The following is a 22,643-nucleotide window of genomic DNA, read 5'->3' on the forward strand; positions in this document are numbered from 1 at the left end:
GGAAATTAGTCCACAAATAGAATCTAAATTTTGACTGATGCAAAGATTATTGATGGTATTTGTTTTTTTATTTTTGATTAGCTCGAATTCTGTGCTCTTGGGTTCTATAGACTCTCTCTCATATTATTATGCCCGGGATGATTACAAAAATGCATTGCGCCACCTTAAAAAAGTTGATAAAACTGCACTATCTGATCAACAGTATGCTGATTATTGCATAATAGGCGCCGAATTGAATCATTACATAGGCGATTTTAATAAAGCCATAGAATTTTTCGACAGGGCAAGGAAAATCAAATGGCTCGATAAAGAAGACGAGATTGAAATTTTGATGTCAGGGTTTAAAACATACATTGATATAGCAGACCGAAAAAATGCGGAACCAATTTTTGGAGAACTTGAAAAGAAAATAGAAAAACATGACGTCGATTCCGCATTATTGCTGAAATACAATTTGTTGGTAGTGAATTATTTCGATTTGATAGGAGAGCGAGATAAGTCTATGAGATATGCCTTAAAGGCACTGAATTTAATAGATGCTTCAGGTACATTGGCACACAAAACTTCCATTTACATTACCATTGGTGAAATAATGCGAACCAATAATAAACCTCAGAAAGCATTAAAATACTATGCCAAAGCGGAGGAAATAGCCAAAAAGGAAAAACTCTATAATGCACTTGGGAAAATATATAACAATCAATCTATTGTAGCAAAAGATGCTGGTGATATCAAAAAAAGCCTCGAGAAGCTTGAGAATAGTGCTCGCATGTATCGACTGGGAAGGGGCGAAGTTGCTGCTGCACCGGCATATTATAATTTAGGAATACAATACATTGATGCCGGTGAACATAAAAGGGGACAGAAATATATAAGAAAAGTACTCGATATAGGTATTGCAAATGGTTTCGATAAAGCCAAATATTTTGGTTTTTATGGAATGGGATATTATTACGATACGCTTAATCAATTTGAAGAAGCTGAACATTATTACCTTAAAGCCCTCGAAATAGCAAAACTACAGAAAAATCCTCCCAATTCGGGAAGAGTTTATGAGTCCCTTTACAAGTTATATGACAAAAACAACCTTTCAGAGAAGGCATTAAAGTATTATGTGTTAAATCATGAGATAATAGATAGCCTGAAAATTAGTGAGAACGAGGCTGTTATTGAAGGCCTGGAGGCTAAGTATCAGTTGGCACAAAAGGAAAAGGAGAATAAGGCATTAAGGCTCAAGCAAACACATCAGCGATTTTCTTTTTTCGTTGGCGGAGGTATTATTCTTATACTCATTATCGTATTGGTGTTTTTATACGTGACCCTGCGGAATAAGCGCCGGCAGAATAAATTATTAGCACTTCAGAAAGAGCAAATAGACAATAAGAACAACCAATTGAGTGAGTTAAATGAAGCAGTGCTTGAGCAAAAACAACAACTTGAAGAAGTAAATCATATTAAAGATTCCATGTTCAGTATCATTTCGCACGATCTTCGGAGTCCTTTAAGTTCGGTATATATGCTTATGCGGATGATTAATGAACAGGGACTTGATACAGAAAAAGGCCTCTCAATGGTAAAAGAATTATCAAGAGAAGTGAATCAATCATTGTTTCTTTTGAATAACTTAATGATATGGGCCAATATTAATATTCAGGAAATTCAACCCTATTTTGAATCATTTTCAGTTCGAAGTATTGTTGATGAGGCTGTAAGTTTTTTTAAAAATGATTTGGAGTTCAAGAAACTCACAATAAATACCAAACTTGATGAAAACCCACAGGTTTGGGCCGATTTAAATATGACCCAGTCTGTTTTACAGAATTTGTTATCTAATGCCATAAAATTTAGCGACGATTCGGGTGAAATTGAAATTAAAGCCACACAGGAAGCAGATAAAGTGTGCATAGCAGTGGAAGATTATGGTGTGGGCATAGCGCCTGAAAAAATTAATGAGATACTTGAACCTGCTGTAAGATTGCAAAAAGGGACTTTGGGAGAACGAGGTGTAGGTCTGGGTTTACATATTTCAAATATCTATATGCAGGCCATGGAGGGCGAATTAAAAATAGTAGAAAAACAACCCGGTACCCGGGCTGAGGTGTGGTTTATTTTAGGTGACTAATTCTGACTTTGAACAGTGCTTTTACCAGCGGACTTCAACCTTCTTTTCATTTGTCGCTGCCCGGCCAGGTTTACAAAATATACGCCGGCAAAAACCAAACCGGTTGATATTACTTTCAGCCATGTAAGATGGTCTTGAAGCATAATGATAGCTACAACGCTGGCAATAACCGGCTGAGAATAAATATACGTACTGGCAAGGGTAGGGCTAACCCATTTCATGGCTACAATATTAAGCAGATAGGCAAAAAATGTTGTGAAAATCACTACATATCCAATAGATAACCATACTTCTGTTGTGAAATTGCTAAAATCAGTAGTGCTGAATTGACCGAAACCTACCGGAATAATAATAAAAGAACCAAAAAGGAATACCCATTTTATTACTGTGAGCGGGTGGTATTTCTTCATTAGTGGTTTTACCAGTACAAGATACATGGCATATGAACTGGTGTTGCCCAGCATAAGAAGGTTGCCGACAAAATGTTCAGAGTCTAACGATACATTCCCGCCAGAAGTGATTAATAATATGGCTCCGGAGCCTCCAAGTATAATCCCCAATGTTTTTCGCCAGGTAATACGTTCACCAAGCAATACAAGTGCTGCAACAAGCACCACTATCGGATTAGCTGTCATAATGATACTGGCATCAATAGGTGTGGTGAAATTTAATCCGGCAAGGAACATCATTTGGTTAAATGCCACCCCAAACATTCCACATAGCGCAAGTCTGTATAAATCTTTGCGTTTTACTTGCTCTTTTACTCCAAATGAAGCGAATGTCCAAAAAAGCAGCACGCCGCCAATTGCCCTCATCACTACCAGGGCAAAAGGATTTACATAATCGGGCATAATCCATTTCGCTACCGAATAGTTTACTCCGTATATCAGGTTGGCTCCGATAAGGGCCGCGTGTGCTAAAAGACGTTTGCTCATTTATTCAAATCTGGCAGTGTAAAAAAACATAAAACTATTAACTTGCGCTGCATGACTGACAAAAAACGTACAAAAAAGTTCGCTGAGGTTATTTTGCCATTGGCAGCTGAGGGTACCTTTACCTATGAGATCCCATATGATTTTGATTATGTGGGTGTTGGTAGTCGTGTGCTTGTAAATTTTGGCAAGCAAAAAATGTACGCCGGAATTGTCAGAGCCTTGCATAACAATGCCCCCAGCTATAATACCAAGCCGCTGTCTGATGTGTTGGAAAAAGATCCGGTAGTTCCTGAAGTTTCTTTAAAATTTTGGGAATGGATGGCAGAATATTATATGTGTACCCTTGGAGAAGTTTGTGAGGCTGCACTGCCCGCTATGTTTAAAATTCATAGTGAGACCCGAATTTTTGCTATCGAAAAAACAGTTCCCGAAACCCTTGAGCAAGATGATGCGCGAACTCTGCTCCAAATAATCATTGCCCACCAGGAAATGCGGATAAAAGAGCTGCTCACGCATTTTTCGTCACAAAAGTTGATGCGGCTAATAAAAACACTTACTGCCGAAAAGTATATTGGTATTCGTGAAGCTGTAAGCGAACAATATAAACCAAAGGTGACACGTACACTCCGGTTGAATTATAATTTGGCTGCTAAAGGAAATGTTGACCTTAAGGAGTTAAAACGTGCGCCGGCACAAAAAAAAGTACTCGAGTATTTCTGGAAAGCGCAGGGCGCTGCAGCTCGCAAGGCAGTAAAGGAAGGGGCAGGTGTTTCGGATGCTGTCCTGAAGTCGCTGATTGATAAAGGCTGGCTAATCGAGGAGGAATATGTAGTGGATCGACTGGTAGAACAGGTGGCTGAGCCTGAGCCGCTACCCCAATTATCGGCCAAACAGCATGAAGTATTTGAAACGATTTTAAGTGAATGGGAAAAACAAAAACCCACCTTGCTTTATGGGGTGACTTCCAGTGGCAAAACTGAGGTGTATTTTCATTTAATATCGCGTATTATTCAAGAAGGGAAGCAGGCATTGGTGTTGTTGCCCGAAATTGCACTTACCGGCCAGTTGGTGCACCGTTTTAGGAAAGTATTTGGAGAAAAGGTAGCTGTTTACCACTCACGTATTCATGCTGCGCAACGCATTGAAATGTGGCATGATGTGCGCAAAGGCGAGCGGTTCCAGGTAATAATCGGGCCTCGTTCAGCCATTTTTTTACCTTACAGAAATTTAGGCTGCATAATTGTTGATGAGGAACACGATCGTTCATATAAACAGCAAGATCCTGCCCCGCGCTACAACGCCCGCGATGCTGCCATTGTTTTATCTAACCTGTATAAGGCCAAAGTGCTTATGGGAACTGCTACGCCTTCACTTGAAAGCCTGGCAAACCATAAAGCAAAAAAGTATGCATTGGTGAAACTTGTAGAGCGGTTTGGTGCCTTTACACATCCTGAGATTGTAATAGTAGATTATGCCAAGTGGTGGCGCAGGAGAAAGGTTCGCGCTCATTTAACGCCTATTTTATTGAGTGCTGTTACAGAGGAGCTTGAGGCTGGCAAGCAGGTTATTCTTTTTCAGAATCGCAGGGGCTTTAGTCCTTATCTGCAATGTTTCGATTGCGGCCACATTCCTGTTTGTCCCCATTGCGATGTGCGCCTCACATACCACAAAAGAGATAATAGGTTAGTTTGCCATTATTGTGGCTTTTCGGTACGTAATGCCGGCAAATGCGTGGAGTGTGGAAATGTGAATATGAAAACAATGGGTTTTGGTACAGAAAAGATAGAAGAGGAATTGCAAGCCATACTTCCTGATGCCCGTATTGCGCGTTTCGATCAGGATGCTACCCGGCGAAAAAACAGCCATGAACGTATAATAGGCCAATTCGATCAGGGTGAGATTGATATATTGGTAGGTACGCAAATGGTGACCAAAGGGCTTGATTTCAGAAATGTGAATTTGGTGGGTGTACTTAATGCCGACAATTTATTTAGTTTCCCAGATTTCAGATCTTTTGAGCGGAGTATGCAGCTGTTGATGCAGGTGGCGGGGCGGGCCGGCCGCCACGCAGACAATGGGCAGGTTATCATACAAACCTCTCAACCTGAGCATTCTGTAATCAGCTATTTGCAGGAAGGGAATTATGGCGTATTTGCTGAACAAGAACTTCAGCAACGTTATCAGTTTGCTTACCCACCTTTTACCCGCATTTTGGCTGTGACTTTAAAGCATAAAAAATACGAAGTTTGTAAAAGAGCAGCCAACCTGTTGGCCACTGCCTGTAAAAAAATTAGTGGGTTGCAGGTTTTGGGGCCCCAGGCACCTGTAATTGGGAGAATACAGACTTATTACATCATGGAGCTGACACTCAAGATGGAGCGGTCGGCCCAAACACTGGAGATTAAATCTGCTGTGAATAATGCCATCGCTAAAGTTCGCCAGGCCGAAGGGCTGAAGAGTGTAATCATCAATCCGGATATGGACCCATATTAGCATCCGGTCAACCCTCACAGGGTGGGTTTGGTATTTGTTTTTTCTTTTTGCCGGGGCAAAGAATTATAGTCCCGTCAAATTACACCTCATGGAAGTATACTACGACTTTAGCGTTTTTTAATGTACTGTCTTATCATTCTTTTGAGTTTGTTGCTTTCTATGGGTTTGGAGATGAAGTCGGTGCAGCCGGCTCTGAGCGCTTCCTGTCTTGAGCTTCCCGAAGCATAGGCCGTTTGTGCAATTATTGGTATGTGCGGATCCATTTCTCTTATGTGGCGTGTTGCATCAAGGCCATTCATTACGGGCATTTTTATGTCCATTAAGATCATGTCGATCGTTTCATGTTGAAACTTGTCTATCACTTCAGTGCCATTTTTTGCAAAAATAAGTTCAGCTTTGTCTGTTTCCAGGAGTTCCTGCAGGTACATTTTACTTGTTTCGTCATCTTCAGCAATTAAGATTTTTACTTTTTGATCAATATCGATATTGTCTTCATTCTGTGCAGTTCGCTGTGTCTGTTCTGTTGGGATATAAGGTAAAGTAAAGTAAAAGGTAGCCCCTTCGTTTACTTGAGAATCGACCCAGATTTCTCCTCCCATAGCTTCTACGAAAGCTTTTGATATTGCTAAACCGAGACCGCTTCCTTCCTCTTCTCTGAAGGGAGTGTCTTCAACCTGCCTGAATCGATCAAAAATTGTTTTTAAATGCGATGAGGGTATTCCGGGTCCTGTGTCCCTTACCCAAAATTTTATGACGTCCTTTACACGTTTATACCCGAAATTGATTTGTCCTTCTCTGGTAAATTTTAGTGCATTTTTAAGCAGGTTGGTAATGACTTGTTCAAGTTTTTCTCCATCGGTTTTTATAATTGCCTCAGTGTTATCCAGGTCTTTTTTATGAGTGAAATACAGTTTTTTTCTTTCTGCATCGGGCTTGAAAAAAACATATATGTCATCCATTAATTCATTCAGATTGATTTTGCGGTCTTTAATTTCCATTTGCCCGGCCTCTATACGTGAGATGTCAATAAGATCATCAATAAGTGCCAGCATTCTGCGACCACTTTTTTGTATTACATTAAGATATTTTTTCTGCTTCGATGCTGTAAGGTTTTCGGACTTAAGCAAATTGGCAAATCCCAAAATACCATTCATTGGTGTTCTGATTTCGTGGCTGAGGTTCCCCAGAAATACAGTTTTTAATCGGTCGCTTTGTTCGGCTTTTTCTTTGGCTACTTCGAGCTCGATATTAATTTCCTGAATATGATGCAGGGTTTCAGATAGTTCGCGGTTCTTTTCTGCCACCTTTGTTTCGGCTAGTTTGCGTTCGGTAATATCTCTGCCCGTACCTACAATAGATGTAACATTTCCGTCTTTGTCTGTAATGGCATTGTCTTTCCACTCTAGCCATCGCCAACCATATTTGGTCATAGCTCTTTGTTCAAGCACACATTTATAAGGTGGTTTGTACAAGTTTTTCATGGCCTGGTTTGTCGAAGCCTGGTCATCCTCATGCACAAGTGGCATAAAGCTGCCTCCCAGGAGCTGTTCTCTGCTTTTATCGAATAGTTTGCAATATGAGTCACTTACAAACTCAAATTCACCTGCAGCATTCACCTTAACAATAAGGTCGTTTTGGTTTTCAACAAGCAGGCGGTATTCTTTCTCTCTTTTGTTTAGGGTTTCCTGGGTTTTTTTAAGCTCTGTGATATCCTGAATTGTACCAATCACAAGATTTTTTTCTTTGTTGAATTCGGCTATTGAGTAAATATGTGCTATTTTACCATCAATAGGCCTTTTAATCTTGAATTCCAGCTCATAATTACTTTTGCCTGCTAATAGTTCTTCAAGAGCTTTGTTGAGTTTTGTTCTGTATTGAGGCAGGGGTATTTCTTGTGTTCTTTGAATTGTGAGCTTTTGTCCGGGTTTTAAACCATAAATTTCATATGCCTGTTTAGAAGCCTCAACTTTATTGGAAACCAGATCGAACTGCCAACTTCCTATTCGACCAATTTTTTGTGCAGTTTTAAGCTTTTGCGTGTTTTCTTTTAGCTTTTGCTCTGCTTTCCAGCGGTCTGTTATGTCTTCAACAAGACCCATTCCGGCAATTATCTGGTCATTATGGTCAGTTATGCCTTTAAAAAGTATTCGTACATATGTCGTTTTTTTACCGGTGATAGATGTATACCAATCTTCATATTTTGCAGAACCTTTTTTTAGAGATTCATCTATAGTTTTTACCAGTTTTTTATTGGGGAGTTTATACATATTTAAACCACAAAGTACTTCTTGCGACGAACCGATAATATCTACGAATTTTTCATTGCAGGCAGTGATTACACCTTCCGGGTTGTAATGTAATATTCCAATTGGTGCAGCTTCGAATATGGTGCGGAACTTTAGTTCATTTTCCCTAATGGCCTGCTCCATCTTTTTCGTTCGGGTGATATCCTGTATCGTGCCCCTTATTTTTACCAGGTTACCTTTTTTATCTTTAACTGGCATGGCAATTGATTGCACATAAATTCTTTTATTGTTGTCTTCCCTGTAAATTTCGTATTCAATGGCCTCCTGCTCCAGATCATTAGCCTGACTTTTTTCTATAAGTTGTTTTAAAGCCGTATTTACTTTCTCGCGATCCGGAATATTTTGTTGTATTCTTTCAAGTGGAAACTTATAAGTTTGCTCAGCACCTAAGTCTGTTTTGACTCCGTATATTTTTATTGCCTGCTCACTTCCCGAAAATTCGTTTGTGAAAGGGTTATATTCCCAGACACCTATTTTAGCAAGGTTTTGTATGCTTTCCCATTGCTCTATTTTATCACCGTTTGAACTATCCTGAGATGAATCTGCATAATCAACAATGAGGGTAATAATTTCAGGTTCGCTTTCTTCTGTCTCTTTAACTGGTATGGCCTGCATGCATATCGGCATTTCCCTGTCATGCTTCATATCCCTGTACAAAAAAAACTGATTCTCCGTTGCCTCTCCTGAGTCGAGGGCTGTTGTGTGGGGTAATGCGTAATCACCTGTATTTTTAATTAAAACATGCCTTTGCGGATCAGGAAAAGTAACAGGGAGCTCTTCTTTTTTTATTCCCAGTATTTGCTGAGCTTTGGAGTTTAAATCAATAATCCTTTTATTACGGTCTTGATAAATAATGCCTTTGTCAAGTTTGGTAAATAGGGATTTGTAATTATGGTCGGTAAAATTGTTTACACTCATAGGTTGGCCATTCCAAAATTAAATAAAGACAGTAAGATAGATATTTAGAACCTTCCGTGCAAATTATTTTCAGTTGTGTCGAACTAAAAAATTTCTAAAAGTTAAAATATTCTTATGCTAAAAATATTCCGACTTTTTGCATCTCTTTCCAGAATTCCGGGTATGATTTACTGACAACTTTGGGGTCATCGATTTGGATTTGCTCGATTATGGTGCTCAGTGGTGCTACAGCCATAGCGATGCGGTGATCACCCTCTGATTTGACTTTGATTTTGCCGGGAAAGGCATTCGGGTATTCTTTTACAGTAACTTCGTCTTTGCCAATATCCATTTTTACGCCCAAAGCATTGATTATTTGCTCCACTGCCTTTATACGGTGGCTCTCCTTAATGGCCAGGTTAGCAGTGCCTGTGATTGTGAAGGGGCGCTTTTGTGCCGCTGCTGTAAGTGCAACAGCAGGAAACATGTCCGGTGTTTGACGTATGTCCACATTCAAAGGTTTTGCACCTGGGCTTTTTGTGCCTTGCAATGTGAGGTGATTGGTGCCAAAGTTGGCTTCAATACCAAGATTTTGGAATATTTGCATTACTGCTTTATCTCCCTGCTTCGAGTTTTTATCTAAGCCAAGTAGCTTTATTGATAATTGTGGATTCAGTGCAGCTAATTCAAACCAAAATGCAGCAGCACTCCAGTCAGCTTCAACTTTAAATGAAGAGGGTACATAGCTTTGATTTGGCATTACTGCAATTTCATCTTCGTGTTGAATAGCCTGCACACCAAACTTACTCATGAGTTCCAGGGTAAGATCAATGTAGGGCATGGAGCGTTTTTGGCCTTTTAATCTCAGCTTTAAACCTTTTTCGAGCATAGGCGATATCAAAAGTAAAGCAGAGGCATACTGACTGCTTTTAGAGATGTCGAGCTCTACTTCGCCGCCCTGCATTTTTGTGCCTGTTAGAGTTAGAGGAGCATAGCCCGCTTTATTGTCGTAAGAGATTTCAGCACCCATCTGCAACAATACATCTACAAGTTCTTTGACGGGTCGTTGTTTTATTCGTTCAGAACCAGAAATATTCCATTTTCCCACAATCCCTGCAAAATATGCGGTTAAGAAACGCAATGCAGTACCGCTGTCGTGCACATCGAACCGGTTCGTGTTGGAATGCAAAATGTCGAACATAACTTTTACATCGTCGCAACGGGATATATTTTTAAAATCGGGCAGAAAATTGCCTACTGCTGATATTATTAGAAGCCTGTTGCTTACACTTTTAGAACCTGGTAGTATAGTTTTTATTTTGGTTTGCTTGGGTTCAAATTTTATGACTGGCATAATGATTTTATGTGTTTAAGTGATTCAAGAATAGTGTTTTCTGAAACAGGCTGGTCAACTATGTATTTGCCCGGAGCACTAAGCAATGTAAAACGAATGGTTTCTCCAAAGTTTTTTTTGTCCTGACGCATTATAGCCAATAGTTCTTCTTTGTCATTCAAACTGAATGTTGGTTCAGGATAATGCTTTTGAATCAGGGCTGTCATCTGCTCCAAATAGTACCCGTTGAGTGCATGTAATTTTTGCGAGATGAATAACTCAGCAATGGTACCCCAGGCAACTGCCTCGCCATGAAGCATTGGTTTTCCTTTTTGGTGCGAGATTGCCTCAAGCGCATGGCCAATTGTATGCCCCAGGTTTAATGCTTTACGGTCTGCTTTTTCGTATGGATCTATAGCAACTATTTCTTCTTTTATGCTCATGTTCTCTTTCAAAAACTCAATAAATTTTTCGCTTTTTAGGTCAGGAGTGGCAAATTCAAGTGTGTTTTCAAAAGCCTTCTCACTTTTAATAAGGCCATGTTTTAGTGCTTCGGCGTAGCCGGCAAGGTAATTATTTCGGTCCAGTGTTTCTAAAAACCCTGGAAAAATAATCAGTTCATCAGGCTCATTTATTACGCCTATTTGGTTTTTCATCCGGCCCAGATTGATCCCGTTTTTGCCGCCAATTGCTGCGTCAATCATCGCCAGCATGGTAGTTGGGAGGTTAATAAAGTGAATGCCTCTTTTATAGGTGGAAGCAATAAATCCACCAAGATCACTAATCATTCCACCACCCAAATTAATTAGTATAGAATACCTGTCGGCGCCCAGTTTATTAAGCTCATTCCATAAGAATATGCAGGTATCTATATTTTTTGTAATTTCGCCAGCATTAACTGTTAATGTGCCTGATATTTTTTGCTTAACAGATTTATGCAGCAAGGGAAGGCAGTGTTTTTGGGTGTTTTTATCTACCAAAACAAAGGCCGAACTGTATCTGTTTGAGTTTAAAACACCTTTCAGTGCCGTATTTAGATCATGGGTAAATATCATTAAACTATATATTATGGATTTCAATAATACAAAGATAGCGTTTCAGGACAAAAATAATGCTGATTTAAACCGGGCCTTATTATTATTTCGAACAATTGAGAAACCCTGGATGGTGAAGACAGGCAAAATTATGCTGGAGGTAGCGCTTAAAACCAGGCTGCCAATAGGATGGGCCACAAAACCAACTATTTATCGCCATTTTGTAGGCGGCGAAACACTTGAAAAGTGTCAACCGGTAGTGGACACAATGGCCAAATCCAATGTAAAATCGATTCTTGACTATTCGGTTGAAGGCAAAAGTACCGAGCAGGGCATAGAAAATGCTTTTCAGGAAACATTGAGGTCCATCGAAAATGCCGGAAAAAACGAAAATATTCCTTTTGCAGTTTTTAAACCCACAGCAATGGTGGATACTGCGGTTTTAAAGAAGATTTCTTTTAAACAAAAAATAACAGATGATGAGCAACTTCAGTACAAGGCTTTTGCCGATCGTATTGACCGACTTTCATCTGCAGCTGCCGACAACAATATCAGGTTACTTATTGATGCTGAGGATTATTGGTTTCAGGATGCCATCGACGAGGTGGTGCATGAAATGATGGAAAAATATAATAAGCATAAGGTTATAGTGTTTAATACACTGCAAATGTACCGGACCGATAGGCTTGAATACCTGAAAAACTTAATTGCCAGAGCCAGAGAGCGGAAGTTTTATTCAGGTGTTAAATTTGTACGCGGTGCTTATATGGAAAAAGAGCGAGCCAGGGCAAAAGAAGAGGGATATCCTTCACCTATAAATCCCGATAAGGGAACTACAGATAAAATGTATGATGATGCATTACGGGTCTCTATGGAAAATATCGATATTTTACATGTTTTTAATGGGACACATAATGAGCAAAGCAATATTTTACTTACGGAATTGATAAAAGATCAGGGACTCAGCAAAGATGATGACCGGATTTATTTCTCACAACTTTATGGTATGAGTGACCACATTAGTTATAATTTGGCCAATGATGGTTACAATGTGGCGAAGTACATCCCATATGGTCCGGTAAGGCATGTTGCTCCATACCTTATTCGCAGAGCAGAAGAAAATACTTCGGTAGCGGGGCAAACCGGTAGAGAACTTTCATTAATTTTGAAAGAAAAACAGCGGAGAAAAAAATTGTAATATGGAAATTGAAAACCGTAAAAATGCCCGGCACATAAAATTAGTGTTTTTTGCCATACCTTTTCTATTTGTACTCACGGTTGGGCCCCTGCTCATTTTTGATGTCGATGCCGGATTTGAAATTATTGTCGGGTTTGCTGTATTTATAGCGCTTTTATACCTGGGATTAAACATGCTTGGTTTTAATTACCTTAAAATTAAGGTCGATAAAAAATCAGTAGTGGTGAAATATTTTGGTTTGGCTCCAATTAATAAAGAGTATAAAGCATTTAAAATAAAAGCCGGCGAAGTGCATGATTATAAAATTGAGCCGAAAATGGGCGGGCTGAAAAAGATGATGGTCATTTTTCGTAATGATCGGGGTGAAGTTTATAAATATCCTGCTGTGAATGTTAATGCTTTGAACAAAAAAGATTTCGAAGAGCTGGTGAAAGCTTTGGGTATTCTCGTAAAAATTAACCGTGGGTTAACATAATTTTATGAACTCTGTTATATTTTTGTGGTTAATTTCATATTGATGAACCGAGTCATGATCCGCCGGCTGGCGGAACACATTAATGCTGAGCATGTCGAAGTACACCTGCATGATTATAATAAAACTGAAAGCCTTGTGTGACGGAAATTTGATTCATCATGGCGAGCTCCATCCCGATTGCATCGGGACAGGTAATGACCTTTGAACCGAACGAAGTGAGCTCATGAGCTTGCAAATAAAATTAAATTTAATAGTTATGAGAAAATTATTATTACTATCAGCAACGATTTTACTCTTAAGTGTTGCCAGCTACGGACAGGTTTTTAATACCGGTCAAACACTTAAACCTAAGAAAATCAGTATCGGAGTTGAACCTTCTGTACTTATTAACGGCGATTCGGAGTTTATGCTGTTTTTGCATGGAGGCTATGGCCTAAAAAAAGGAATTGATTTTAGTTTAAAAGCGGGTTTTTTGAGCGATGATGGTGAATACATCGGTGGTGATGTTGAGTTTGCACTTGGCCGCTATTTTTCTGTAATGGGTGGAGCCCACCATTTTGGAGATTTCGGTGTCGACGGTGCATTGTTGGGTACTTACCCTATTCGTAGCGATGTGCGGATTTCGTCAGGTTTCGATATGGATATCAATTTTGTCGATAAGCCTGATGAGCAGGATGAAAAAGATGGTAAAGAGGCTGAGTTCATTGGTTGGATCCCAATCAGTCTGGAAATAGGTTTACGAAAAAACATGTCATTTATTTTCGAAGCAGAAATTAACATTACCGATGATGGTTACCATTTCATTGGTGGCGGATTGAATTTCTATATTTAAAAATAGTATTACTTTATTTGAAGGGCTGTTCAATATTTTTTGAGCAGCCTTTTTTTAATCTCACTTATTCTTTTTTTATGAATTTATATCCCCACGAACTATAGTTAACTAAGGTCTAAATAGGATTTAAGTGAAATATTAAAGTCTTATTTCGGGGTTATTTCAAAGCAACTCAAAATAATACAAAAGAGATTATTAATCATCAGGGTTTCATTTTATCATTTTTTATTATCTTCGTGCCCTGAATTAATTTTTGCTAAACACGTAATTTTAAGAATATGGCTACACTGGAGAAAATTCGGAACCGCATGGGACTGTTAGTGTCGATTGTAATTGGGATGGCCCTTTTGGCTTTTATATTGGGCGACCTGTTTAGAGGCGGTACAAATTTAACATCAGATCAATTTGAATTAGCTGAGATAAATGGTGTATCAGTTGACTATAGAAATTATCAGCAACGTTTAGAGGATGCGCTGGAAAATGCAAAAGCAAACAGTGGTCAGAGCACGCTCGATGACCAAACCCGTTATCAGGTGCGCGACCAGGTTTGGGAGCAATTACTCCAGGAGCGTATTATGGGTGAAGAGTTCGACGAAGCAGGTGTTAATGTAAGCACTGAGGAGCTCAAAGATATGGTTGTTGGAAATAATATTCACCCACAAATCAGGCAAGCACAGGCTTTCCAAAATCCGCAAACAGGCCAGTTCGATCCTGAACGTGTAAAAATGTATATTGCACAGTTGCAGAACGATCCTGAAGCACGCTCGCGTTGGATGGCTTTTGAACAGAGCCTCAAACAGCAGCGTCTGAACAATAAATATTATGCGGCCATACAAAAAGGTATGTATGTTACCGATAGTTATGCCAAACAAGCTGCTATTGAACAACAGAAAAAAGTGGATTTTAAATATGTGGCAATTCCATATACTGATTTGAAAGATGAAGATGTGACCATAAGTGATGCCGATTTAAAAGAATACTATGAGGCACACAAAAAAATGTTCAAACAGGAAGAAGCATTGGATATGGAGTATATCTCATTTTCCATTGAACCTTCTCCCGAAGATATTCAGGCTATAAAATCAGATGTTGAGTCACTTATCCCTGAACTTAAAAATTCAGAGGTAGAAGCTCAATTTGTTGCAGCCACATCTGACGAACCTTTCGATCCAAAGTATTACAAAAAAGGTGAGCATGAAAATGCCACACTGGATTCAATTATGTTTACCCAGGAGGAAGGCGATATTTACGGGCCCTATCGTGAGGATGGATATTTTAAAGTTGCTAAACTTGCCCATGTAGACGAACGCCCGGATACCGTAAAAGTACGCCATATTGTTTTAATGCCCACTGAACAAAGAGGTGCGGAGCAAACCCAGGCTTTAGCAGATAGTTTGACAAAAGAACTTGAAGGCGGTGCCGATTTTGCAACCCTTGCTGAAGAGTTTTCTGCCGATCAGGAAACTGCTAAAAAAGGTGGTGACCTAGGATGGCGTAATGTAGAAGAGATCATCTACTCGGAAGCATTGCTTGATGCTGGTGTTGATGAAGTTGTTCAATTTCCTACCAATCAATATATTTTTATTGCAAAAATGGATGAAGTTGGAAAAGAAGTTAAGCAGGCACAGCTTGCAGTAATTTCTCGTGAAATAGCACCAAGTGAAGATACCAGGGACCGTGTTTATCAGAAAGCAAGTAAATTTGCTGCGGAACACAATTCATTTGAAGAGTTCAATACTGGAATTGAAGAGCAGGGTCTTGTTAAAAAACAGGCCAATAACCTAAACCCAACTTCAAGAGATATTGCAGGTCTTGAAAATGCAAGAAATATAATACGTGAAGCATTTTTTACCGAAGAGAATCAAATTATAATAGACCGAAATAGCCAAAGCCCCATTTTTGAATTGGGCGATAATTACGTACTTGGTGTTGTAACCGAGAAATATGAAGAAGGTTTTGCTCCTCTTGAAGATGTAAGAGCAACAGTGGAGCGTGCTGTAAGAAAGGAAAAGAAAGCTCAAATGCTGATGGATAAAATGAATGATGCATTAGCCAATAGCAGCAATATAGAAGAGCTTGGCTCAGCGCTTTCTGTTGAAGTGAAAATGAGCGAAGGTGTTGCTTTTGGAGCATTCAGTGTCCCCGGGTTAGGTATCGAACCTAAAGTTCAGGGCGTAGCTCAGGCATTAAATCAGGATGAAATTTCTTCACCTATAGAAGGAAATAATGCTGTTTATGTAATTCAGGTTACTGAAATTCAGGAGCCTGGTGCTAACCTTAATATAGCCATGCAAAAACAATCACTTCAGCGTAATTATCTTACAAGAGTGCAGCGTGAGGTGTTTGAAGTATTGAAAGAAAATGCCGAAATTGATGATAAGCGCATCAATTTTTATTAAAATATTAACATAATCAAAACAGAGGTTGAAGTGAATTGCGTGGCAATCCCTCAACCTCTTTTTTATATCAAAAAATGTCAAAAAGTAATTCAGAGCAAAAGTTTCTACTTGCTTTACAGATGATAGAAGGAGTTGGGCCAGCCACTTTACGCAAGCTGATCGATTTTGCCGGCTCTGCCCGTGAGGCATTTTATTTGAATCAAAAGCAGCTGAAAGATATTCCCAGATTGCACCCTAAACTTTATGGAGCATTGGGCGATAGTAAAACCCTTGAAAGTGCGGATGCTGAATTGGCTTTTTGTCAAAAACACAATATCAAAGTACTGTCATACCTGGATCCGGATTATCCGCAAAGACTTAAGCATTGTAAAGATGCACCAGTTGTACTTTTTTGCCAGGGTAATATTGATCTGAATTACCGCAAAATAATTGGTATTGTTGGTACGCGTAAAGCCACCGTTTACGGAACCAGTCTTGTCGAAAGACTGATTGAGGACCTGGCTGCGCATCAGCATCAGGTTCTGATTGTGAGTGGTTTGGCCTACGGGATTGATATTACTGCACATAAAGCAGCCATCGAAAATGGACTGCCAACTGTAGGCGTTATGGGAAGCGGCTCTGATGTTATTTATCCATCATCGCACCGTAATATTGTAAAAAAGATGTTGAAAAACGGAGGTGTTATTACCGAGTTTCCCAAAGGGACCAAGCCCGATCGTGGAAATTTCGTTACGCGAAATCGTGTAATAGCCGGAATGGTTGATGCCCTTATTGTTGCCGAATCTGGCGAAAAGGGTGGTTCGTTGATAACTGCAGATATGGCTTTCTCATACAATCGTGATGTTTTTGCTTTCCCCGGAAAAGTTGGAGATACTTATTCAGCTGGTTGCAATAAGATTATTAAAACGCAAAAGGCAGCTTTGCTCGAAACGGTTTCTGATATTGAGTATGTTATGAACTGGGCCCCGGAAACGGCTGTTTCAGAACCTGTTCAAACTTCTCTTTTCGAGGGCTTGAGCCCGGAAGAGCGTACCATTATGGAACTTATTGTGGAAGATGGAGTTGTAGCGGTCGATTATTTGGCAGCTAAGCTTGCTTTGCCGGTTAGTCATGTTTCGGGTGTGTTGTTAGGCCTTGAGCTGAAAAATATGGTAAAGTCTTTGCCGGGTAATCAATATACAAAATCTGTTTAATTTATGTCTCTAATAGATACGCATGCCCATTTATATCTGCCCGAATTCAATGATGATATTGATGACGTGATGAAAAGGGCCAGAGAAAATGGAATAGAGAAAATATTATTACCCAATATCGATTCTGAATCTATTGAACCACTATTGAGTCTGGTTTCAAATTATCCACATGAATTATTGCCAATGATGGGGCTGCATCCCACGTCTGTTAAAGCTAATTATGAATCTGAGTTAGCCATAGTAGCGGATAAATTGCAGCATGGTAAATTCTGTGCCATAGGAGAAATTGGTATTGATCTTTATTGGGATAGCACATTTTATAAAGAGCAGGTTAAGGCTTTTAAGTCTCAAATAGAAATGGCACTTCATTACGATTTACCTATTGTAGTACATGCAAGAGACTCATTCGATGAAATTCTTGAGGTTTTATCCGAATATAAGAACTCAAATCTGAAGGGCGTGTTGCATAGTTTTGCGGGTTCTGATCAACATGCAAAAAAAGCTATAGCGATGGGCTTTTATCTTGGTGTAGGGGGCATATCTACCTTTAAGAATTCAGGGGTAGGCGAAATTATTGCCAGGCAACCAATTGAAAAACTTATACTTGAAACGGACAGCCCATACCTTGCCCCAACACCAAAAAGAGGTAAGCGCAACGAAAGTGCTTATGTGCGCTATGTAGCAGATAAGCTTGCCATGAACAAGCAAATGGATGTGTCGGAAATCGAAAAAATTACTACGGCCAATGCTCAAAAACTGTTTAAGCTATGAGTAGTCAACCTAAAATATTATTGCTCTATACAGGCGGCACCATCGGTATGGTGAATAACCCTGCCACTGGCGCATTAATGCCATTTAATTTTGAACATATGGCGAGCCAGGTGCCGGAATTGCAAAAGCTAGGTGTCGATTTGCATGCCATTACCTTCAATCCAATAATTGACAGTTCAGATATGCGACCCGAGTATTGGATTAAAATGGCACAAATTATTTATGATAACTATGAAAAATACGATGGGTTTGTAGTCTTGCAGGGTACCGACACAATGGCCTACAGTGCATCTGCAATGAGTTTTATTTTGCAGCATTTGTCCAAACCAATAGTGTTTACTGGTTCACAACTGCCTATTGGTACCATCAGAACCGATGGTAAAGAAAATTTGATTACTTCAATTGAAATTGCCGCAGACCAAAAAAACGGCAAAGCCATTGTGCCCGAAGTATGTGTTTATTTTGAAAATCAACTTTTCAGAGGAAACAGAACTACCAAGCACAATGCCGAATATTTTTATGCATTCCGGTCCGATAATTATCCGGCACTGGCCGAAGCAGGCATCGATATTCATTACCATCATAATGCCATATTGCCCATAAGCTCACAAAAAACACCAACTTTTCATAAAACTTTTGATCAATCCATAGCCATGTTAAGGCTCTTTCCCGGCATTACCAAACAGGTGGTTGAACAAATTTGTAACATGGACGGACTTAAGGGCTTGGTGCTTCAATCCTATGGTTCGGGTAATGTAATGACCGATAAATGGTTCACAGATGTAATGAAACATACTGTAAACAATGGTGTATACGTTCTTAATGTAACTCAGTGCCGGGCCGGTGGTGTAAAAATGGGAAAATATGAGAGCAGTAAAGGTTTGATAGACGCCGGCGTGTGGAGTGGATACGATATGAGTCTTGAAGCAGCTATTACAAAACTGATGTATGTGTTGGGGAAAAATATGAACAGGAATGAAGCCTCAGCATGTTTTAAAAAATCTTTGAGCGGGGAAATAAATACAAATTTAATCATGGAGGAATGATAATTTTTTGTAATTTGCCGCTTGTTTTTAGCGTCTATATTGCGCGAAACGGAGGGATGGCCGAGTGGCTTAAGGCGCACGCCTGGAAAGCGTGTTTACCCGAGAGGGTATCGTGGGTTCGAATCCCACTTCCTCCGCTTTTGATATTCGATAAAAACTAATTAATTTTGACAACGGATTGAACATTAAAACTAAATCTAAATTTTAAACCATGAGAAAGTTACTTGCATTAATCGCTGTTTTTGGGATGCTTACTTTTGGTGCATCCAGCATGGTCCTTGCACAGGATGAAACCGAAGCTGATACAACTCAAACAGAACAAGTGAGCGACACTGCTGCAACAGAAGAAGCTGATGTAGCTGCTGATCAAATGGCTGCCGCAGATGAGGCTGCAGAGGAAGAAACAACCGACGGAAATATCCACCAGGTATTGAAGCAAAAATTCATTGAAGGTGGTGCCGGATTTATGGGTGTTGTATTACTTGCTTTGATTTTTGGTCTGGCTTTGGCCATTGAAAGGATCATTTATCTTAACCTTGCTTCAACAAACACAGAAAAACTACTGGAAGATGTAGAACAAGCCCTTGAAAACGAAGGTGTAGAAGCTGCTAAAGAAATTTGCCGCAATACACGCGGACCAGTTGCTTCAATTTTCTATCAGGGTCTTAGTCGTATCGACGAAGGTATAGAAGTTGTTGAAAAGTCTGTTATCTCGTATGGTAGCGTTCAGATGGGACTACTTGAAAAAGGTCTTACCTGGATTTCACTTTTCATCGCACTTGCTCCTATGCTTGGTTTTATGGGTACGGTTATTGGTATGATCGGCGCATTTGACTCTATTGAAGCTGCCGGTGATATATCGCCATCACTCGTTGCCGGAGGTATTAAAGTGGCTCTTATTACTACAGTATCTGGTCTTATTGTAGCCATGATCCTTCAGGTATTCTACAATTACATCGTATCTAAAATCGATGCTATTGTAAACAATATGGAAGATGCTTCCATCTCTCTTGTAGATATTATTACCAAGTATGTGAAAAAATAATAATCTGATTGACTATGTCTGATCGTATTTCTAAAATAACCAGTATATTATCGTATATCTTATTTGCGATTTCGATAGTTTTTGGTGTGCTGTATTACTATACAGTCGTTACAATGGAGCCTGTACCCGAATCTATTCAGATTCCATTGGAAAAAACCAAATTCACTATGGAGCAAATGGGATCATCACTGGATAATTTTGTGCTGGTAGTTTACCTTTTGATAGGTCTGGCTACCCTTTCTACAATATTATTCAGTATTGTCAACATATTCAAAAGTGCAAAAACAGCCAAGCGTAGCTTAGTATCATTGTTAGTTTTGGCTGCTGTTATCTTTGTGGCTTTCATATTGTCTTCTAACGAAATTCCTCAGTTCTTCGGTGCTGAGAAATTCGACATTACACCATTTGTGTCACAAAGTGTTGGTACCGGACTATTTTCAATGTACCTGTTTTTTGCTCTAGCTGTGCTCGGTATATTATATACTGAGATTCGAGGCGCTTTTAAATAATGAATTGAATTCACCCAAAAGGTGGGTTTAAAAAAAGAAGTTTATGGCTCGTCAAAATAAACAAGAAATCAATGCAGGATCAATGGCCGACATTGCGTTTTTGCTCTTGATTTTCTTCCTTGTGACCACTACAATGGATACCGACTCAGGTTTGTCCAGGCAATTGCCACCGATGCCTGAAGAGGAACAGCCAAAGGAAGAGAATAAAATTAAGGAGCGAAACCTTTTGATCGTCTTGATCAATAAGCAGGACAGATTGCTCGTAAACGGTGAACAAATGTTGGTTAATAACCTTAGAGAGAAAACAAAAGAGTTTATTACCAACCCCGGAAATTCGGAGAATTTGCCTGAGAAAAAATATGAGGTAGTGAAAGTTAAGAACCCGGAGTTTTATCCCGGTAGCGACTTGCCTAAAAAAGTGCCACATAAGCTTTTTGAGCAGCGTTATCCCGATGGATACCCGGTTTCTAAAGGTGTAATTTCCTTGCAGAACGACCGCGGAACCTCATACAAACGCTATATCGAAGTACAAAATGAGTTGGTAGCCGCCTATAACGAGGCACGTAATGAACTGTCAATGCGTATGTTTCAAAAACCATACAACGAACTTAGTAATGAGGCAGATGTTGATGCCATTCGTGCAGCTATCCCTCAACGTATTTCAGAGGCTGAACCTAAAAACATAGGAGAATAATTATGGCTTCAAAATTTGAAAGAAAAGGTAAATCGGGCGGAACACCCGGAATCAATACAGCTTCGTTGCCTGATATTGTGTTTATGTTGCTTTTCTTTTTCATGGTAAGTACCACAATGCGTGAAACTGAGCTTAAAGTACAGGTTTCTGTACCTGAAGCTACTGAACTTACCAAGCTTAAGAAAAAATCACTCGTGAGTTATATCTACGTTGGGCAACCTAAACGCAACTATCAGAAGTTTTTTGGTTCTGAACCCCGTATTCAGCTCAATGATGCCTTTAAGCAAGTAAAAGATATTCCTGATTATATCGCCGCTGAGCGTGAAGCTCGCGATGAAAACGAACGTCCGTTTATGACTACCTCATTAAAAATTGATGAAGATGTTAGAATGGGTATCGTTACCGATATTAAGCAGGAACTGCGTAAAGCCAATGCACTGAAAATTAACTATTCTACGAAAAAGAAAATCCAATAATACGGATATAGATTACTTAAAAAGGGAGGCCATGGCTTCCCTTTTTTTGTTTGGTGAAATTGACGCTTTTCATTATATTTATAGGCAGAACACCGCAAAGCGAAATCTAAAATTAACATTTTAGAATAGTCAAGTAAATTTGTATGACATGAAGCACGTATTGGTTCCCGTAGATTTTAGTGAGGATTCTGTTAATGCCCTTGAAATGGCCATTGCTTTTGCCAATGAAATGGGGCACGACGTGCGAATGATACACGTCATAAAAGATGCCGTTTTCTATCAGCGCAATTTTTCGCTCACAAACCTGATTGATGTAAAAAATGAAACCGTAATTAATAACCTCAAAAAGCTAGTAGAACAATACAAGCCAAAGGCACGTCACAATCTTGATTTTCGTATCAGAAGCGGAAAAGTATACAATGAGATAGCAAACCAGGCAAAATATGGTGAAGCTGAACTAATCGTTATTGGTTCTCACGGTACAAGTGGTTTTGAGGAATTATGGCTCGGTAGCAATGCCTACAAAGTGGTCAATAATTCTCCATGTCCTGTACTAAGCTTGCGCAATTCTTACAAAAGACACCAAATAAACCGCATAGTTTTGCCAATAGACGATACACCGGAAACACGGCAAAAAATACCATATACTGCCCGTATCGCAAAGAAATTTAATGCTGAAATGCACCTGTTGCAGGTCTCTGATACTAAAAAGGAAAATGTGTTGCAACGTATTAATGATTATGCCAACCAGGTTGCCAGGTTTCTCAAGAATAATGATATTGATTACCTGCATGAAGCAATTACAGGTAATAATCTTACTGATATCACAATTGATTATGCCATGCGAAAAGATGCAGACCTTATCTCCATTATGACCGAACAATC

General features: G+C 39.5%; 18 protein-coding genes and 1 tRNA gene. 15 read left to right on the forward strand and 4 right to left on the reverse strand.

The genetic code is table 11. From position 1 onward, the window contains the following. Positions 1-37 precede the first annotated feature (37 nt). Complete coding sequence (locus VJ937_RS06920; protein ID WP_324066168.1) at positions 38-2,122, forward strand: ATP-binding protein; 2,085 nt, start codon at positions 38-40, stop codon at positions 2,120-2,122. On the opposite strand, the gene VJ937_RS06925 is transcribed toward VJ937_RS06920, so the two are convergent. Next, positions 2,119-3,057 (reverse strand): DMT family transporter, encoded by a 939-nt coding sequence (locus tag VJ937_RS06925; protein ID WP_324066170.1) that lies wholly within the window; start codon positions 3,055-3,057, stop codon positions 2,119-2,121. The genes VJ937_RS06920 and VJ937_RS06925 overlap by 4 nt on opposite strands. A 51-nt stretch (positions 3,058-3,108) precedes the next feature. Here VJ937_RS06925 and priA point away from each other — a divergent pair, with 51 nt between their 5' ends. Further along, positions 3,109-5,550 carry a replication restart helicase PriA gene (gene priA / locus VJ937_RS06930; protein WP_324066171.1) on the forward strand — a complete coding sequence of 814 codons (2,442 nt, stop codon included), beginning with the start codon at positions 3,109-3,111 and terminating at the stop codon, positions 5,548-5,550. 107 nt (positions 5,551-5,657) lie between these two features. On the opposite strand, the gene VJ937_RS06935 is transcribed toward priA, so the two are convergent. From VJ937_RS06935 to VJ937_RS06945, 3 genes are all read right to left on the reverse strand, one after another. After that, positions 5,658-8,774 carry a PAS domain S-box protein gene (locus VJ937_RS06935; protein WP_324066172.1) on the reverse strand — a complete coding sequence of 1,039 codons (3,117 nt, stop codon included), beginning with the start codon at positions 8,772-8,774 and terminating at the stop codon, positions 5,658-5,660. Between the two features lie 112 nt (positions 8,775-8,886). After that, positions 8,887-10,107, reverse strand: coding sequence for a 3-phosphoshikimate 1-carboxyvinyltransferase (locus VJ937_RS06940; RefSeq protein ID WP_324066173.1), 1,221 nt, complete (start codon positions 10,105-10,107; stop codon positions 8,887-8,889). After that, positions 10,095-11,141, reverse strand: coding sequence for a 3-dehydroquinate synthase family protein (locus VJ937_RS06945; RefSeq protein ID WP_324066174.1), 1,047 nt, complete (start codon positions 11,139-11,141; stop codon positions 10,095-10,097). Before VJ937_RS06945 ends, VJ937_RS06940 begins: the two co-directional genes overlap by 13 nt. A gap of 13 nt (positions 11,142-11,154) precedes the next feature. Here VJ937_RS06945 and VJ937_RS06950 point away from each other — a divergent pair, with 13 nt between their 5' ends. The 13 genes from VJ937_RS06950 to VJ937_RS07010 form a co-directional block, all read left to right on the forward strand. Beyond that, positions 11,155-12,318 carry a proline dehydrogenase family protein gene (locus VJ937_RS06950; protein ID WP_324066175.1) on the forward strand — a complete coding sequence of 388 codons (1,164 nt, stop codon included), beginning with the start codon at positions 11,155-11,157 and terminating at the stop codon, positions 12,316-12,318. A 1-nt stretch (position 12,319) separates the two neighbouring features. After that, positions 12,320-12,793 (forward strand): hypothetical protein, encoded by a 474-nt coding sequence (locus VJ937_RS06955; RefSeq protein WP_324066176.1) that lies wholly within the window; start codon positions 12,320-12,322, stop codon positions 12,791-12,793. A 256-nt stretch (positions 12,794-13,049) separates the two neighbouring features. Next, on the forward strand, positions 13,050-13,625 hold the full coding sequence (locus VJ937_RS06960) for a hypothetical protein (RefSeq protein WP_324066177.1): 576 nt from the start codon (positions 13,050-13,052) through the stop codon (positions 13,623-13,625). Between the two features lie 278 nt (positions 13,626-13,903). Further along, on the forward strand, positions 13,904-16,024 hold the full coding sequence (locus VJ937_RS06965) for a SurA N-terminal domain-containing protein (protein ID WP_324066178.1): 2,121 nt from the start codon (positions 13,904-13,906) through the stop codon (positions 16,022-16,024). 74 nt (positions 16,025-16,098) lie between these two features. Further along, positions 16,099-17,217 (forward strand): DNA-processing protein DprA, encoded by a 1,119-nt coding sequence (dprA, locus tag VJ937_RS06970; protein ID WP_324066179.1) that lies wholly within the window; start codon positions 16,099-16,101, stop codon positions 17,215-17,217. 3 nt (positions 17,218-17,220) lie between these two features. Continuing rightward, positions 17,221-17,988, forward strand: coding sequence for a TatD family hydrolase (locus tag VJ937_RS06975; RefSeq protein WP_324066180.1), 768 nt, complete (start codon positions 17,221-17,223; stop codon positions 17,986-17,988). Then, positions 17,985-19,034 carry an asparaginase gene (locus VJ937_RS06980; protein WP_324066181.1) on the forward strand — a complete coding sequence of 350 codons (1,050 nt, stop codon included), beginning with the start codon at positions 17,985-17,987 and terminating at the stop codon, positions 19,032-19,034. Before VJ937_RS06975 ends, VJ937_RS06980 begins: the two co-directional genes overlap by 4 nt. Positions 19,035-19,084: 50 nt before the next feature. Continuing rightward, a tRNA-Ser gene (locus VJ937_RS06985) sits at positions 19,085-19,171 on the forward strand. 74 nt (positions 19,172-19,245) lie between these two features. Then, positions 19,246-20,079, forward strand: coding sequence for a MotA/TolQ/ExbB proton channel family protein (locus VJ937_RS06990; protein ID WP_324066182.1), 834 nt, complete (start codon positions 19,246-19,248; stop codon positions 20,077-20,079). A gap of 14 nt (positions 20,080-20,093) precedes the next feature. Continuing rightward, positions 20,094-20,588: a hypothetical protein gene (locus VJ937_RS06995; RefSeq protein WP_324066183.1), complete on the forward strand. Its 495-nt coding sequence runs from the start codon at positions 20,094-20,096 to the stop codon at positions 20,586-20,588. Positions 20,589-20,631: 43 nt separating this feature from the next. Beyond that, positions 20,632-21,282 (forward strand): biopolymer transporter ExbD, encoded by a 651-nt coding sequence (locus VJ937_RS07000; protein ID WP_324066184.1) that lies wholly within the window; start codon positions 20,632-20,634, stop codon positions 21,280-21,282. 2 nt (positions 21,283-21,284) lie between these two features. Further along, positions 21,285-21,758: a biopolymer transporter ExbD gene (locus VJ937_RS07005; RefSeq protein WP_324066185.1), complete on the forward strand. Its 474-nt coding sequence runs from the start codon at positions 21,285-21,287 to the stop codon at positions 21,756-21,758. A gap of 148 nt (positions 21,759-21,906) precedes the next feature. Then, positions 21,907-22,643 (forward strand): universal stress protein (locus tag VJ937_RS07010; protein WP_324066186.1); only part of this gene is annotated, 737 nt, incomplete at its 3' end.

This window comes from Salinivirga sp., assembly GCF_035268865.1.
Lineage (GTDB): Bacteria > Bacteroidota > Bacteroidia > Bacteroidales > Salinivirgaceae > Salinivirga.

Coding starts and splice junctions, on each gene's coding strand:
- VJ937_RS06920 (WP_324066168.1), top strand. CDS start 38: ATGCAAAGATTATTGATGGTATTTGTTTTTTTATTTTTGATTAGCTCG.
- VJ937_RS06925 (WP_324066170.1), bottom strand. CDS start 3,057: ATGAGCAAACGTCTTTTAGCACACGCGGCCCTTATCGGAGCCAACCTG.
- priA (WP_324066171.1), top strand. CDS start 3,109: ATGACTGACAAAAAACGTACAAAAAAGTTCGCTGAGGTTATTTTGCCA.
- VJ937_RS06935 (WP_324066172.1), bottom strand. CDS start 8,774: ATGAGTGTAAACAATTTTACCGACCATAATTACAAATCCCTATTTACC.
- VJ937_RS06940 (WP_324066173.1), bottom strand. CDS start 10,107: ATGCCAGTCATAAAATTTGAACCCAAGCAAACCAAAATAAAAACTATA.
- VJ937_RS06945 (WP_324066174.1), bottom strand. CDS start 11,141: ATGATATTTACCCATGATCTAAATACGGCACTGAAAGGTGTTTTAAAC.
- VJ937_RS06950 (WP_324066175.1), top strand. CDS start 11,155: ATGGATTTCAATAATACAAAGATAGCGTTTCAGGACAAAAATAATGCT.
- VJ937_RS06955 (WP_324066176.1), top strand. CDS start 12,320: ATGGAAATTGAAAACCGTAAAAATGCCCGGCACATAAAATTAGTGTTT.
- VJ937_RS06960 (WP_324066177.1), top strand. CDS start 13,050: ATGAGAAAATTATTATTACTATCAGCAACGATTTTACTCTTAAGTGTT.
- VJ937_RS06965 (WP_324066178.1), top strand. CDS start 13,904: ATGGCTACACTGGAGAAAATTCGGAACCGCATGGGACTGTTAGTGTCG.
- dprA (WP_324066179.1), top strand. CDS start 16,099: ATGTCAAAAAGTAATTCAGAGCAAAAGTTTCTACTTGCTTTACAGATG.
- VJ937_RS06975 (WP_324066180.1), top strand. CDS start 17,221: ATGTCTCTAATAGATACGCATGCCCATTTATATCTGCCCGAATTCAAT.
- VJ937_RS06980 (WP_324066181.1), top strand. CDS start 17,985: ATGAGTAGTCAACCTAAAATATTATTGCTCTATACAGGCGGCACCATC.
- VJ937_RS06990 (WP_324066182.1), top strand. CDS start 19,246: ATGAGAAAGTTACTTGCATTAATCGCTGTTTTTGGGATGCTTACTTTT.
- VJ937_RS06995 (WP_324066183.1), top strand. CDS start 20,094: ATGTCTGATCGTATTTCTAAAATAACCAGTATATTATCGTATATCTTA.
- VJ937_RS07000 (WP_324066184.1), top strand. CDS start 20,632: ATGGCTCGTCAAAATAAACAAGAAATCAATGCAGGATCAATGGCCGAC.
- VJ937_RS07005 (WP_324066185.1), top strand. CDS start 21,285: ATGGCTTCAAAATTTGAAAGAAAAGGTAAATCGGGCGGAACACCCGGA.